Genomic DNA, 13,235 nt, shown 5'->3' on the forward strand with positions numbered 1-13,235 from the left:
GAGCCTCCATGACCCCCTCCCCCCATCAAGGCGTGCTGTACATCGTCAGTGCCCCGTCCGGCGCCGGCAAGACCAGTCTGGTCAAGGCGCTGCTGAAAGCCGACCCCGCCATCCGGCTGTCGGTGTCGTTCACCACGCGTGCGCCGCGGCCCGGCGAAACCGACGGCCGCGATTACCACTTCGTCAACCGCGAGCGTTTCGAACTAATGCTGGCCGAAGGCGAATTTCTCGAGCATGCCGAGGTGTACGGCAATTTCTATGGCACCTCCAAGGGCAGTATCGGACGCGATCTCAACGCCGGCCACGACATCCTGCTGGAAATCGACTGGCAGGGCGCGGAGCAGGTCCGGCGGCATTTTGCGGAATCCTCCTCGATTTACATCCTGCCGCCGTCGTTCAGCGCGCTGCGCACCCGGCTGGCAGGGCGTGGACAGGACAGTGACGCGGTGATCGAGCGCCGGCTGGCCGCGGCCGCCCACGACGTCGCGCATGCCGATGCGTTCGACTATATAATCGTGAACGATGATTTCGACCACGCCCTGCAGGACCTGGTCGCAATTACCCGCAGCATTCGCCTCGCAGCGGCGCGCCAGCTCAAACGGCACGCCGCGCTGTTCGACGAATTCCGACACGTCTGAGGTGCACCCGCACCGACTGAATCTGGAGTATCCGCATGGCTCGCATTACCGTTGATGACTGCATCGATCTGATCCCCAACCGCTTCGAGCTGACGCTTGTCGCGACCTACCGCGCACGCCAGCTGGCGCAGGGCTCGCAACCGATGGTCGAATCGAAAGACAAACCCGTCGTCACTGCACTGCGCGAAATCGCCGCAGGCAAGGTTGGCCGTGAAATCCTCAACCGAGGCCGCGCCTGAGCCTTCCCCGAATCCTCATCCGGCGCACGCCCGACGCGCGCCGGCGATGACGCACGAATTCGACTCGCTGCGTCCGGCACTGTCCTACTTATCGCCTGACGAGATCGGCCTGATCGAGCAGGCCTACGAGTTCAGCCGCAGTGCCCACGAAGGGCAGTTTCGCAAGAGCGGCGAACCTTACATTTCCCACCCGCTGGCCGTCGCCGACATCCTTGCCGGCTGGCATCTCGACGCCCAAACCCTGTGCGCCGCCCTGCTGCACGACGTGGTCGAGGACACCCCGGCCACCGCGACCGAGATCGAGGCGCGTTTCGGCAAGGCGGTGGCCATGCTGGTGGAAGGCGTCTCCAAGCTCGACAAGCTGTCGTTTGCCTCGGAACAACACGCGCAGGCGGAAAACTTCCGCAAAATGCTGCTGGCGATGGCGCAGGACGTGCGGGTCATCCTGGTCAAGCTGGCCGACCGCCTGCACAACATGCACACCATGGGTTCGATGCCGCCCGACAAGCGCCGCCGCATCGCGACCGAAACGCTGGAAATCTACGCCCCCATCGCCAACCGGCTGGGGCTGCATACCGTCTACCAGGAACTCGAAGACCTCGGCTTCCGCTACAGCCACCCCAACCGCTACCAGGTGCTGGCCAAGGCGGTGAAGGCGGCGCGCGGCAACCGCCGCGAGTTGGTCGACAAGATCAAGATCGCGCTGCAGGAAAAGCTCGAGCAGTGCAAGATCGACGCCTCCATCACCGGCCGCGAAAAACACCTCTACAGCATCTACCGCAAGATGCAGGAGAAGAACCTGGCGTTTTCCGAAGTGTTCGACATCTACGGCTTCCGCGTCGTAGTGCGCGACCAGCCACACTGTTATCTCGCGCTCGGCGCGCTGCATGCGCTGTACAAACCGATCCCGGGCAAATTCAAGGACTACATCGCGATTCCCAAGGCCAACGGCTACCAGTCGCTGCATTCGATCCTGTTCGGCCCCAATGGCACCCCGATCGAGATCCAGATCCGCACTGTCGACATGAACCGGCTGGCCGAATCCGGCGTGGCGTCGCACTGGATGTACAAGTCGGCCGACACGGCACTGAACGACGTGCAGTCGCGCACCCACCGCTGGCTGCAGTCGCTGCTCGATATCCACGCGGACCATGGCGATTCGCCGGAATTCCTCGAACATATAAAAGTGGATCTGTTTCCGGACGAGGTCTACGTATTCACGCCGAAGGGCAAGATCATGGCCTTGTCGCGCGGCGCGACGGCAGTCGACTTTGCGTTCGCGGTGCACACCGACGTCGGCCGCCACTGCGTGGCGGTGAAGATCAACTACGAACTGATGCCCTTGCGTACCCAGCTCAGGAACGGCGACCACGTCGAAATCATCACGGCGTCCAATGCCAGCCCCAATGCGGCCTGGCTCAATTTCGTCGTTACTGGCAAGGCGCGCTCGCATATCCGCAACTACCTGCGCAATACGCGGGTGGAGGAAGCGTCGGCGCTGGGCGAGCGGCTGCTCAACCATGCCATCGCCGCGCTGCATCCCGAGCCGGTGGAGCCCGACGCCTCGGTATGGGAGCGCCTGCTCAAGGATTACGGCATGCAGACCCGCGATGACCTGTTCGCGGCAATCGGCCTCGGCGGCAAATTGCCGCTGGTGGTGGCGCACCAACTGCTGCACGTGCAGGGCGAAAAAACCGGCGAGCCCGCGCACCCCCATGCGATCAGCATCCGCGGCACCGAAGGCATCGCGGTCGAGTTGGCGCAATGCTGCCACCCGATTCCCGGCGACCCCATTCTCGGCTTCATCCACAAGGACCGCGGCCTGATCATCCATACCCACGACTGCCCGTCGATCCGCGCCTTCCGCACCGACCCCGACAAGTGGCTCGATGTGGAATGGGAAGCCGAACCCGGTCACATGTTCGACGTCTCGATCAAGGTCGTCGTCGGCAACCAGCGCGGCGTGCTGGCCAAGGTCGCGGCCGCGATCGCCGAACACGGCTCCAACATCGGCAACGTCGCCATGGAAGAAGAGGACGGCAGCCCCTACACCGTGCTGTTCTTCACCGTGCAGGTGGAAAACCGCATGCACCTCGCACGCGTGATGCGCGGCCTGCGCCAGCTGCCCGACGTGGTGCGAATTTTCCGCATCAAGGGCAGGAAGGACGGCCGCGCCGCACAAACCCAATAATCCGGCATCAGGAAACCCGCATGAACAAAAGCATCATCCAGACCCTAGACGCACCGGCCGCGATCGGAACCTACTCGCAGGCCGTGCGCGTCGACCACACCGTCTACCTGTCCGGCCAGATCGGCCTCGACCCCGCCTCCATGCAACTGGTCGACGGCATCGAGACGCAGATCCACCAGGTGTTCAAGAACCTGGCTGCCGTGGCGACGGCGGCCGGCGGCTCGCTGGCCGATGTCGTGAAGTTGAATGTGTTCCTCACCGATCTCGGCCACTTCCCCAAAGTCAACGAAATCATGGCGCAGTATTTCGCGGAGCCCTACCCCGCACGCGCTGCGGTCGGCGTCGCCGCACTACCGCGCGGCGCACTGGTCGAGGCCGACGCCGTGATGGTGCTGGGGTAAATTGACCAATTGAAAGCGGCGTCGCCGTTTTCCTTTCCCGTCAGCCCGGCGCTCGCCGCCAAACTCGCCAAGCTGGGCCTCACCCGCGACGCAGATCTGGTGCTGCACCTGCCGCTGCGCTGGGAAGACGAAACCCGCATCACGCCGATCCGCGACCTGCTCCCCGGGCAGACGGTGCTGGTCCAGGCAGTGGTGCGCGAGGCGAAGGTCGCCTACCGACCACGCCGCATGCTAACGGTGACGGTGGAAGACGGCGGCGGCGTGCTCGGCATCCGCTTCCTGAATTTCTACCCCAGCCACCTCAAACTGTTCCAGCCGGGCGAGTCCTTCCGTTTCAACGGCGAGGTGCGTGGCGGTTTTCTCGGGCTGGAAATGGTGCATCCACGCTTTTCCAAAGCCGGCGACGACACGCCGCTGCCGACGCAGCTGACCCCGGTGTATCCCACGACGGCCGGACTCGGCCAGGCCACCCTGCGCCGCGCAGTCGAGCGCGCATTGGTGGCGCCGATTCCCGACACCCTGCCCGCCGAATGGCTGGCCGACCTCGGGCTGCCGGAACTGGAAGCCAGCATTCGCCTGCTGCACCAGCCGCCGCTGGAATGCGCACTGGCCGAACTCGAATCGCGCCGCCATCCCGCGTGGCAGCGGCTGGCATTCGACGAATTGCTGGCGCAGCAGCTGTCGCTGGCCACCGCACGCAGACAACGCAAGTCGCGTCCAACCGAGTCCCTGCCACCCCAGGCGAAGCTCACCGCCGCGTTCATTCGCGCGCTGCCGTTCGCGCTGACTGCCGCACAGGCGCGCGCCTGGCAGGAAATCAGCGCCGACCTTGCACAGCCGCATCCGATGCGCCGCCTGCTGCAGGGCGACGTCGGCAGCGGCAAGACCGTGGTAGCCGCGCTGGCCTGCCTGCAGGCGATCGAGAACGGGTTTCAGGCCGCCTTCATGGCGCCGACCGAAATCCTCGCCGAACAGCATTACCGCAAGCTGGCACCCGTGTTGTCCGGGCTCGGCGTGCGCTGCGCCTGGGTATCGGGCAGCCAGCGCAAGTCCGAGCGCAGCGCCGCCTGGCAGGCGATCGCTGCGGGCGAAGCCGATCTCGCGTTCGGCACCCATGCATTGTTCCAGGAAGCCGGCAGTTTCCAGCGGCTGGGCGTAGCGGTGGTCGACGAACAGCACCGCTTCGGCGTCGGTCAGCGGCTGGCGCTGATGCAGAAGGGCGTGGAACCGCACCAGCTGATGATGAGCGCGACGCCGATTCCGCGCACGCTGGCAATGAGTTTTTTTGCCGACCTCGACGTCTCGGTGATCGACGAACTGCCGCCGGGCCGCACGCCCATCGTTACAAAATTAGTGAGCGCCGCGCGCCGCGACGACGTGCTGGCACGGGTGACGGACGCCTGCCTCGCCGGCGGCCAGGCCTACTGGGTATGCCCGCTGATCGAGGAATCCGAGAAGCTGCAGCTGCAGACCGCAGAGGATACCTACGCGACCCTGACCGAACAGCTGCCCGACCTGAAGGTCGGGCTGGTGCACGGACGGCTGAAAGCGGACGAGAAGCAGGCAGTGATGGCGGCGTTCCAGGCGCATGAAATCGACCTGCTGGTCGCCACCACGGTGATCGAGGTCGGTGTCGACGTGCCCAATGCCGCACTGATGGTGATCGAGCACGCCGAACGCATGGGGCTCGCGCAACTGCATCAACTTCGGGGGCGCGTCGGGCGTGGTAGCCGCGAATCGGTCTGCGTGCTGCTGTACGAAACGCCGCTGTCCGAACTCGCGCGCGCGCGCCTGAAGGTGATTTTCGAATTGACCGACGGTTTCGAGATTGCGCGCCAGGACCTGCTGCTGCGCGGGCCGGGCGAATTCCTCGGCAACCGCCAGAGCGGCCTGCCGATGCTGCGCTTTGCTGATCTGGAGCGCGACGTGGCGCTACTGGAACAGGCGCGCGACTACGCCCAGCGTTGCCTCAAGACGCACCCCGCCATTGCTGCGCGCCATGTCGAACGCTGGCTCGGCAACCGCGCCGGCCTGTCACAGACCTGATTGATGCCACAGACTCAAGGCCGGGATGTAGGTCAATAACGCAAGCCACACCAGCATCAGCAGCAGAAATGGCAGCGTCGCGTTGAACACGGCAAACACCGGCCGCTTGAAACGCTGGCTGGCAAGGTAAAGGTTGATTCCGACCGGCGGCGTGAGATAGCCGATTTCCAGGTTGGCGAGGATGACGATGCCCAGGTGCACCGGATGGATGCCGAAGTGCGCCGCCAGCGGCAGCAACAGTGGCGTGACGATAACGATGGCGGAAAAGATGTCCATCATGCAGCCCACCACCAGCAGCGCGAGATTCATCCACAGCAGAAATTCCAGCGGGCTGGTGACCTGGGCCTGGATCCATTCGAGCAGGTGCATGGGCACCTGCGCATCGATCAGCAGGTTGGTGAGCCCCAGACTCAGACCCAGAATAATGAAAAGACTGCCCACCAGGGTTGCGGCTTCATACACGACCCACATCAGCGATTTCACCTTGATGGTGCGATGAACCAGCATCTCGAGTACAAGCGCGTAGAGCGCAGTGCAGGCGGCGAGTTCGGCGACGGTCAGCACACCCCCCGCGAGTCCGCCGATCACGCCGACGGGTAGCAGCAGATCGGCCCAGCCTTCACGCGCGGCAGCGGCGAGTTCGCGCAGGCGGAAGGGATGACGCGGTGCGCCGCGCGCGCCACGCAGGAAAGCATAGCCCCCCACCATCAGAAACAGCAGCAGGGTCGGCAGCAGGCCTGCGACGAACAGGTCACCGATGCTGACCTGCGCGACCACGCCATACAGCAGCACCGCCAGACTGGGCGGCAGCAACAGTCCCATCGAACCGGCCGAGGTGACGAGTCCGAGCGCGAACTTTTCAGGGTAAAGCTCGCGCTTGAGCATGGGATACAGCAGTCCGCCCAGCGCCAGGATCGTCACCCCCGACGCGCCGGAAAATGCGGTGAACACCATGCAGGTCCCCGTGGTGACCCAGGCGATTCCGGCCGGCATCCAGCCCAGCAACGCGTTGAAGAAGCGTACCAGCCGCCGTGCCGCCCCGCCCTGCCCCAGCGTTGCCCCGGCCAGCACAAACAGCGGGATCGCCACCAGATTGGGCGAGGCGGCAAGCCGCGCGAATTCGACCATCAGCAGCGCCGGGTCCAGCTGGGCCTCGCGCGTGGCGGTGAGTGCCGCTGCACCCAACACGATGAAGAGCGGCATGCCGACCAGGGCCAGCACGACGAAAAGCAGAGGCGTCACGCCGCGGTCTCCTGATTCTCCAGCACGGCGCGCAGCAGGAAATGCAGCACCAGCAAGCCGAAGGCGATCGGCAGAATCAGCCCCAGCCAGACCAGCCAGACGGCATCCGCCGACTGGTATTGCCGCGCGTCCTGCCAGTACGCCCACGCGGCGTGCGTGAGCAGCGCGCAGACGAAGGCCGCGGCCAGGTTGAAGGGGATCGCAGTCAGCTTTCTCCAGCGCGGGCGCGCCGCCAGGTTGGCGGGGTCGAGGTGCAGATGGCGCTGGGCGGCAACGGCGAGCGCAGCGCCAGGCAACGCGATCCACAGCACCAGTTGGCGCAGCACGAGGTCGCCGCCGGGCAAGGTCGCATTGAACAGGTTGCGTCCGATGATGTCGGCCACCGACAACGCCAGCATGGCCGCAAAAGCGAGTAGCGCCGCGCCGAGCTCGACCCGGGTCAGCGCCTGTTCCAGCCAGCGACAGGCGCGCAGCACCATCACCTTATTTGCTGCCGCTGCGATGAGCGGCGAGTGCGGCGTCCACCTGACGGTTGAGTTCGGGCGACAGATAATTCCTGGCTTCCAGCGTACTGACCGTCTTGCGGGAACGCGCAGCCTGCTCGGCAAGATCGACTTTCTGCAGACCCGCCATCGGCTGGGCCCGCTGTGCCAGCACCGCGAGCGATTTCAGGTCGTCGCGCCGCGTGTCGGCAATCAGTCTTTTCGAAAGCGGCCCTCCCGTGCTTTTCAGCAGCGCCTGCAGATCGGGCGGCAGGCCGGCGTAGAACTTGTCCGACACCACCACTGCGCCGATCCCCGTCGCCACCGGTTGCGTGCTCATGTAGGGTGTCTTGCCTGACCATTGCAGCGCAATGCTGGCGAGCGGCGTGCTCACCACGGTATCGACGAGTCCGGTCGAGAGGCCGGTATAGACCTCGGTGATCGGCAGCGCCACCGGCGACCAGCCATTGGCGCTGAAAAACGCATCGATGAAGCGGTCGCCCTGCCATTGCCAGATGCGACGGCGTGCGAGCTCGTCCATGCTCGCCAGCGGCTTGGTCGAGAAGAAATGAATGTTGCCGACTTCCATCCAGGCGACGAGCTCGTACCGGTTGTTGCGGAACCCGGCGTCGATCGCCGGCTGGATTTTGGCGCGCACCGCGTCGATCTCGGCGTGGTCGCGAAACAGGAAGGGCGTTTCGAGAATGCGCGCCGGCGGAAAAATCTCTCCGATGCCGTGGCCCGACAGGGCCGCACCCTGCAGCTGGCCGAAGCGGATCTTCTTCAGCATGTCGGGTTCATCGCCCGAAATGCCGCCAGGGTAGAACTTGACCGTGAGCCGCCCTTGGCTCTTGGCTGCCAACTCCTTGCCCCAGGCGTCGAAGACTTTCATCCAGGTCGAACCAGTGGGCGCGAGCGTGGCGAATTTGAGCACATAGGCGTCAGCCGCGTGGGCGGCAGCGCTTCCCCATAGCGCACACGCAAACAGGGCTTTGAGCAGGTTTCTGCGCATCAGAACAAATCCTCTTCTTGGGCAAGCAACGCGGCAGCCTGCTTTCTGGCCAGCGCGTTGGAAAGATTGAGATCGGGGTCGACGCTGGCAGGCGCGTCGAGCACGCGATTCAGCGTGGCGTGGAACGCCACACGGTCGCCCATTTGCCGCAATAGGTAGCGCGCGCGATACACCTCGACCCACAGGAGCTGGTTCTGGCCGAGCGCCGCCGCCCGATCGAAGTGCCGTGCCGCGCGGCCGAAATCGCCGCCGAACATGGGCGCGCGCCCGCCGTAATACACACCGAAAAACACGTGCGCGCCACCGTGATAATAGGTTTCATCCAGCGCCAGAGCTCGCTGCATCAGCGCCTCGACGCGCGGCAGTTCGGCGAGCCGCGCGGGATCGTCGAGTTGGAGCTCGATCCATTTTCCCCATGACGACGCGGTCCAGAACAAGGCGGGGACAGCCCGTGCGTCGAGCTTCGCCAAAGCCTGTGTCAATAGCGCCGCGTCGCCGTCCAGCATGGCCTGCGTCACCCCGGCCCGATCGAGCGCGACCAGGCCATGATTGCGTGCGCGCTGATACAGCAAGGCTGCGCGTTCACGATCATCGGTTTCGACAAAGCCCAGCGCGTACCCGTAAAACCCCATCGCAGCCTGCACCCGATACGCCTCATTGCCCGGGTCGGCGAGCAGCAGGGCTTCGATCATCTTGAGGTTGGCCGGAATGCTTGCACGCGCGAGCTCGAGATCGGTCTCGCGGTTCATCGCCGTCACCCCGTGCTCAATCAACGGCGACGCGCCTCGCGCGACCAGCTGGCTGGTCGAACAGCCCGACAAGGTCAACAAGGTCATCGCCAGGCTCGCGAAGGCGACACGGCTTAGGGGTGCTTGCAAAGGCATTCAGTCTCCTCGTTTGATATCGTTGGAATGCGGCCTCCATGCTAGCACCGCCCGAATGTCTCCGCCGCTTTGGCATAATGCACGCTTTGCTCTGGACTCCGCAGTGACCGCTTCCCGGCACGACCCCCGCCAACACATCAGTCTGCAGCACGGGTGGCTGGCGCATCCCTTCCGCGCACCGCGCGCGCTGCGTAGCTGGCTCGCGGACCGAGGGTCGCTTACCCGGCGCCTCAAGGCACGCCATGCCGATTTCAGGGTCAACCCGGTCGCACGCGGATTCGCGTCGCCGTTTCTCGACGAAGCTCAGGTACTTCATTTGCGTCCAAAAATCCAGGCCTATGTTCGCAACGTCCTGCTGATCGGCGGCGGCCACTCCCGAGTGTTCGCCCACAGCGTGCTGCCCCGCACCAGCCTGCGCGGGGGCTGGTGTGGAATCACCCGGCTGGGGACGAAGCCGCTGGGTGAAGCGCTGTTTACCGATCCGCGCATCCGCCGACTCGCACTGACGATGCGCCGGCTCGACGCACGTCACCCGCTCTATCGCGCGGCCCGCCTTCACACCGGCTTCACGGGGCGTCATCTGTGGGCGCGCCGTTCGGTGTTCTGCCTCAACGGTCACCCGCTTCTGGTGACCGAAGTTTTTCTGCCCAACCACTTCGCGCCATGACCCTGACCGAACGCCTGTCCAATTACGAAAAGCTGATGCGGCTCGACAAGCCGATCGGCATCCTGCTGCTGCTGTGGCCCACTTTGTGGGGACAGTGGCTCGCCAGCAACGGGCGGCCGGACTGGCTGATCCTATGGATTTTCGTCATGGGCGTGGTACTGATGCGCTCGGCCGGCTGCGTCATCAACGACTACGCCGACCGCGATTTCGACCCCCTCGTGGCACGCACCCGCGAACGTCCGCTGGCCGCCGGCAAGGTGACGCCGAAAGAGGCGCTGCTACTGGCGGCGGGGCTGTCACTGCTGGCCTTCCTCTTGATCCTGCCGCTCGATGCGCTGGTGCTGCAACTGTCGGTGGTCGCGCTGTTTCTCGCCGCAAGCTATCCCTTTACCAAGCGTTTCTTTGCGATTCCGCAGGCCTATCTCGGTGTCGCCTTCGGTTTTGGCATTCCAATGAGCTATGCCGCGCTGTGGGGCGAGGTCCCGCATGAAGCCTGGATCATGCTGCTCGCCAACGTGTTCTGGGCGATCGCCTACGATACGCAGTATGCGATGGTCGACCGTGAAGACGATCTGAAGATTGGCATCAAGACCTCAGCGATTACCTTCGGTCGTTTCGATCTGGCGGCGATTGCGCTGTGCTATGCGGCGACGCTGGGCCTGCTCGCCTGGGTCGGCATGCGGCGCGAAATGGGCTGGGCGTTCTACGGTGGGCTGGCGGTGGCGGCGGCGATCGCGCTGTACCACATGGTGCTGATCCGGCAGCGCGATCCTCGGCAATGCTTTCGTGCCTTCCTGCACAACACCTGGTTCGGGGCCGCGGTGTTCGGCGGTATCGCGCTGCATTTCCTGTTGCGATAGACGCTCAGGACGGGCACGCCACCCTCGACTGCTGGCTGTTCGGGTGCGCCTGCCTGATTTCGCCGAGGCTTTTCAGCGCATCCGGATCTTCGCTGCGAATCACGAAGTAAAACCCGGTGCCCTGGCGCGGCAGCACTTCGACGCGCGTACCCAGCACACCCTTGCTTTCGAGTTCGCGCACGCGCCGGCCCGCCGCTTCATCGTTGGCGAAGAGGCCCAGCGAAATCGCATTGCGCCAGACGGCATCCTTCACCACAAAAGCATCCTGCACCCCGGCCGCCGTCAGTTCCTTGAGTTTTGATTCGGCTGATTCGGCACTGGGCAGCGGCGGAAATATCACCCAGCGCCGGGTGTTCAGCGGCACTTCGGTGAACGACATTACGCGCTGGCCCGTCAGCGACTTGAGCTGCTCGCGTACCTGCACGAACTCTTCCGGATTCAGACCGCGCCACTCCACGCAGAATGCCTCAGCCACCACCGGTACCGGTGACGACGGCGCCGCCGGTGCGGGCGCGGGCGCAGTCGGACTGCGCAGGCTCAGGCGGTCGACATTCATCGCCGCATGCTGCGCCGTCGCTTCGCGCGGCCAGTAATCGCGCGACACGAACCATCCCGCCACCGCCAGGTTCAACAGCAGCAAACTCCAGGCAAGCCATTTCATCGTGATGTTCTCTCCACGGCAACGCAGTGGATGCCTTCCAGTATCAGCGCCGGGACCAACTCGCCCGGCAGGTTCAAATTCGGCAACAGCATCGCGGCGTCACCGCCGGTCAATAGACAGCGCGGCGGCTTGCCCGCGGCTTCGGCGAGCTGCGCATACTGCTGCCGGATCACGCCGCACAACGCCGCCAGGATGCCGCTGTGCACGGCATCGGCCGTGGTGCGCGGAAACGCCTGCGGCTCGCCCGCAACATCCGCAACCTGGGCCGTTCCCTGCTGCAGCGCATGCTGCATCAGCTTGAAGCCCGGGACGATCACGCCGCCCAGAAACACGCCGTCGGCCGTCAGCGCATCGACCGTCATCGCCGTGCCGGCCGACACCACCAGCACCGGATCGCGTGTGCGCTGGCGCGCACCGATCAAGCCCATCCAGCGGTCTACGCCCAATTGCTGCGGATCCCGGTAACTGTTTTTCAGGTCGCCAAAACCGGCTGCGGCCTTCAGCCAGACTGCAGCCAGTCCGGCTTCCTCCAGCAGCGCGGCCAGCGCCGCTTCACGCGCGGTGTCGGCTACGCTGGCGATGAAACAGGTCGCATCGGCTGTCAGTTCCGCCTTCAGACCCGACCAATCGGCGTAATCGCTTCTGCCCTGCGCGCGCCACTGACCCGCGTCGACCACGGCCCATTTCAGGGTCGAGTTGCCGGCATCGATCAGCAGCACGCGCTGGCTCATCGACGGGCATCCAGGCGCAGGCTGATTTCGCCGCCGCTGTAGGGCACCAGGCTCGAGGTCGCCTCGCGCAGCAAGAAGGCGCCGGTTTCGTCGACGCCGGATGCCATGCCGTGTACCGTGCGTGCATCCGGCAAACTCAGCGCCACGGGCTTGCCCGCATAGGCATCCAGCGCCAGCCAGTCCGCGCGCAAGGCCGCGAATCCGTGCTGACGAAACAGCGTCAGCACCGCATGTAGTTCACGCAGGCAATCAGCCAGTAACAAGTTGCGGCCCACCGTCACGCCCATTTCGGCAAGGTCGACCACAGCCTGGTCGACCGCATCGCGCTGCGCCGCGTTCAACCGAACATTGAGCCCGATGCCGACAACGGCGAAGGCCGCGCCGTTCATGTCGCCCTGCACCTCGACCAGGATGCCGGCCAGCTTGCGATAGTCCACCAGCACATCGTTGGGCCATTTCAAACGCGCCGGATGGCTGCTATTGCGGTTGACCGCACGCGCGATCGCCAGCCCCACGGCCAGGCTCAGCCCGGCCAGCGATTGCAGGCCGTTGTCGAAACGCCAGAGCGTCGAAAACGTCAGACTGCCGCCCGGCACCGAATGCCATGGACGGCCGCGCCGGCCCTTGCCGGCGTGCTGGTGCTCGCTGCAGAACACGGTGCCGTCGGCGGCACCCGCCAGCGCCGCGGCCATCAGCGCCGAGTTGGTCGACTCCACGCTGTCGCTCAATTGCAAGGTATAAGCCGAAGCCACATCGCCCAGTCCATGCATGATCGCGTCGGCATCCAGCCACTCCACCGGCTCGGGCAGGCGGTAGCCGCGGCCGCGCACCGCATGGATGGTCAAGCCCATCGCCTCGGCTTGGGAAATCACATTGAAAATGCTGGCGCGGGACAAACCGAACGCCTGCGCCAGCGCCTCGCCGGAGTGAAAACGGCCATCGGAGAGGCGACGCAGGATCGGGAACAAGGCTTTATGGGTTCGGGAATGCACCGGTGAATTTTACATGGCTTGCCATCCATGCTTCGCCTGCGTAATGCCCAATAAAAAACCCCCTCTTTGTGTGAGGGGGTTTTGGTGTACCTGTTTGGGTACGTATAAGGAGTCTGACGATGACCTACTTTCACAGGCGCAGTGCCTACTATCATTGGCGCGGGAGCGTTTCACCGTCCTGTTCGGGAT

The 13,235-nt window shown here is 64.8% G+C and carries 14 protein-coding genes; 7 read left to right on the forward strand and 7 right to left on the reverse strand.

What is annotated here, in order from left to right:
• Positions 1 to 8 precede the first annotated feature (8 nt).
• Genes gmk through recG form a run of 5 tightly spaced genes read left to right on the forward strand, consistent with a single transcriptional unit; the run spans position 9 to position 5,515 of the window.
• The gene (gene gmk, locus Q8R61_RS14690; RefSeq protein ID WP_305538591.1) at positions 9 to 638 is read left to right on the forward strand and encodes a guanylate kinase; all 630 of its coding nucleotides are present in this window, start codon (positions 9 to 11) and stop codon (positions 636 to 638) included.
• A gap of 35 nt (positions 639 to 673) precedes the next feature.
• Positions 674 to 877 carry a DNA-directed RNA polymerase subunit omega gene (gene rpoZ, locus Q8R61_RS14695; protein WP_305538593.1) on the forward strand — a complete coding sequence of 68 codons (204 nt, stop codon included), beginning with the start codon at positions 674 to 676 and terminating at the stop codon, positions 875 to 877.
• Between the two features lie 46 nt (positions 878 to 923).
• Positions 924 to 3,068, forward strand: a complete 2,145-nt coding sequence (locus Q8R61_RS14700) for a bifunctional (p)ppGpp synthetase/guanosine-3',5'-bis(diphosphate) 3'-pyrophosphohydrolase (RefSeq protein ID WP_371133654.1) — start codon at positions 924 to 926, stop codon at positions 3,066 to 3,068.
• 20 nt (positions 3,069 to 3,088) lie between these two features.
• Entirely contained in the window at positions 3,089 to 3,469 is a 381-nt protein-coding gene (locus Q8R61_RS14705; protein ID WP_305538597.1) for a RidA family protein, read from the forward strand.
• A gap of 9 nt (positions 3,470 to 3,478) precedes the next feature.
• Positions 3,479 to 5,515: an ATP-dependent DNA helicase RecG gene (recG, locus tag Q8R61_RS14710; RefSeq protein ID WP_305538599.1), complete on the forward strand. Its 2,037-nt coding sequence runs from the start codon at positions 3,479 to 3,481 to the stop codon at positions 5,513 to 5,515.
• On the opposite strand, the gene Q8R61_RS14715 is transcribed toward recG, so the two are convergent.
• Genes Q8R61_RS14715 through Q8R61_RS14730 form a run of 4 tightly spaced genes read right to left on the reverse strand, consistent with a single transcriptional unit; the run spans position 5,504 to position 9,135 of the window.
• The gene (locus Q8R61_RS14715) at positions 5,504 to 6,757 is read right to left on the reverse strand and encodes a TRAP transporter large permease (protein WP_305538601.1); all 1,254 of its coding nucleotides are present in this window, start codon (positions 6,755 to 6,757) and stop codon (positions 5,504 to 5,506) included. The two genes, recG and Q8R61_RS14715, sit on opposite strands and share 12 nt — an antisense overlap.
• Positions 6,754 to 7,236: a TRAP transporter small permease gene (locus Q8R61_RS14720; RefSeq protein ID WP_305538624.1), complete on the reverse strand. Its 483-nt coding sequence runs from the start codon at positions 7,234 to 7,236 to the stop codon at positions 6,754 to 6,756. The genes Q8R61_RS14715 and Q8R61_RS14720 overlap by 4 nt, the downstream gene beginning before the upstream one ends.
• A 4-nt stretch (positions 7,237 to 7,240) precedes the next feature.
• Positions 7,241 to 8,251 carry a TRAP transporter substrate-binding protein DctP gene (gene dctP, locus Q8R61_RS14725; protein WP_305538603.1) on the reverse strand — a complete coding sequence of 337 codons (1,011 nt, stop codon included), beginning with the start codon at positions 8,249 to 8,251 and terminating at the stop codon, positions 7,241 to 7,243.
• Positions 8,251 to 9,135, reverse strand: coding sequence for a TRAP transporter TatT component family protein (locus tag Q8R61_RS14730; protein ID WP_305538605.1), 885 nt, complete (start codon positions 9,133 to 9,135; stop codon positions 8,251 to 8,253). Before Q8R61_RS14730 ends, dctP begins: the two co-directional genes overlap by 1 nt.
• 103 nt (positions 9,136 to 9,238) lie before the next feature.
• Here Q8R61_RS14730 and Q8R61_RS14735 point away from each other — a divergent pair, with 103 nt between their 5' ends.
• Positions 9,239 to 9,802: a chorismate lyase gene (locus tag Q8R61_RS14735; protein WP_305538606.1), complete on the forward strand. Its 564-nt coding sequence runs from the start codon at positions 9,239 to 9,241 to the stop codon at positions 9,800 to 9,802.
• Positions 9,799 to 10,662 (forward strand): 4-hydroxybenzoate octaprenyltransferase, encoded by an 864-nt coding sequence (gene ubiA, locus Q8R61_RS14740; RefSeq protein ID WP_305538608.1) that lies wholly within the window; start codon positions 9,799 to 9,801, stop codon positions 10,660 to 10,662. The genes Q8R61_RS14735 and ubiA overlap by 4 nt, the downstream gene beginning before the upstream one ends.
• Positions 10,663 to 10,666: 4 nt before the next feature.
• On the opposite strand, the gene Q8R61_RS14745 is transcribed toward ubiA, so the two are convergent.
• The 3 genes from Q8R61_RS14745 to Q8R61_RS14755 are packed head-to-tail and all read right to left on the reverse strand — an operon-like array spanning position 10,667 to position 13,022.
• Complete coding sequence (locus Q8R61_RS14745) at positions 10,667 to 11,323, reverse strand: hypothetical protein (protein ID WP_305538610.1); 657 nt, start codon at positions 11,321 to 11,323, stop codon at positions 10,667 to 10,669.
• A complete protein-coding gene (locus tag Q8R61_RS14750) occupies positions 11,320 to 12,054 on the reverse strand; it encodes a type III pantothenate kinase (RefSeq protein WP_305538612.1) in 735 nt (244 codons plus the stop codon). The genes Q8R61_RS14745 and Q8R61_RS14750 overlap by 4 nt, the downstream gene beginning before the upstream one ends.
• Positions 12,051 to 13,022 (reverse strand): biotin--[acetyl-CoA-carboxylase] ligase, encoded by a 972-nt coding sequence (locus Q8R61_RS14755; protein WP_305538614.1) that lies wholly within the window; start codon positions 13,020 to 13,022, stop codon positions 12,051 to 12,053. The genes Q8R61_RS14750 and Q8R61_RS14755 overlap by 4 nt, the downstream gene beginning before the upstream one ends.
• Positions 13,023 to 13,235 lie beyond the last annotated feature (213 nt).

The organism is Thiobacillus sp. (assembly GCF_030696885.1).
Taxonomy (GTDB): domain Bacteria; phylum Pseudomonadota; class Gammaproteobacteria; order Burkholderiales; family Thiobacillaceae; genus Thiobacillus.

Coding starts and splice junctions, on each gene's coding strand:
- Q8R61_RS14750 (WP_305538612.1), bottom strand. CDS start 12,054: ATGAGCCAGCGCGTGCTGCTGATCGATGCCGGCAACTCGACCCTGAAA.
- rpoZ (WP_305538593.1), top strand. CDS start 674: ATGGCTCGCATTACCGTTGATGACTGCATCGATCTGATCCCCAACCGC.
- dctP (WP_305538603.1), bottom strand. CDS start 8,251: ATGCGCAGAAACCTGCTCAAAGCCCTGTTTGCGTGTGCGCTATGGGGA.
- gmk (WP_305538591.1), top strand. CDS start 9: ATGACCCCCTCCCCCCATCAAGGCGTGCTGTACATCGTCAGTGCCCCG.
- ubiA (WP_305538608.1), top strand. CDS start 9,799: ATGACCCTGACCGAACGCCTGTCCAATTACGAAAAGCTGATGCGGCTC.
- Q8R61_RS14730 (WP_305538605.1), bottom strand. CDS start 9,135: ATGCCTTTGCAAGCACCCCTAAGCCGTGTCGCCTTCGCGAGCCTGGCG.
- Q8R61_RS14705 (WP_305538597.1), top strand. CDS start 3,089: ATGAACAAAAGCATCATCCAGACCCTAGACGCACCGGCCGCGATCGGA.
- Q8R61_RS14720 (WP_305538624.1), bottom strand. CDS start 7,236: ATGGTGCTGCGCGCCTGTCGCTGGCTGGAACAGGCGCTGACCCGGGTC.
- Q8R61_RS14745 (WP_305538610.1), bottom strand. CDS start 11,323: ATGAAATGGCTTGCCTGGAGTTTGCTGCTGTTGAACCTGGCGGTGGCG.
- Q8R61_RS14700 (WP_371133654.1), top strand. CDS start 924: ATGACGCACGAATTCGACTCGCTGCGTCCGGCACTGTCCTACTTATCG.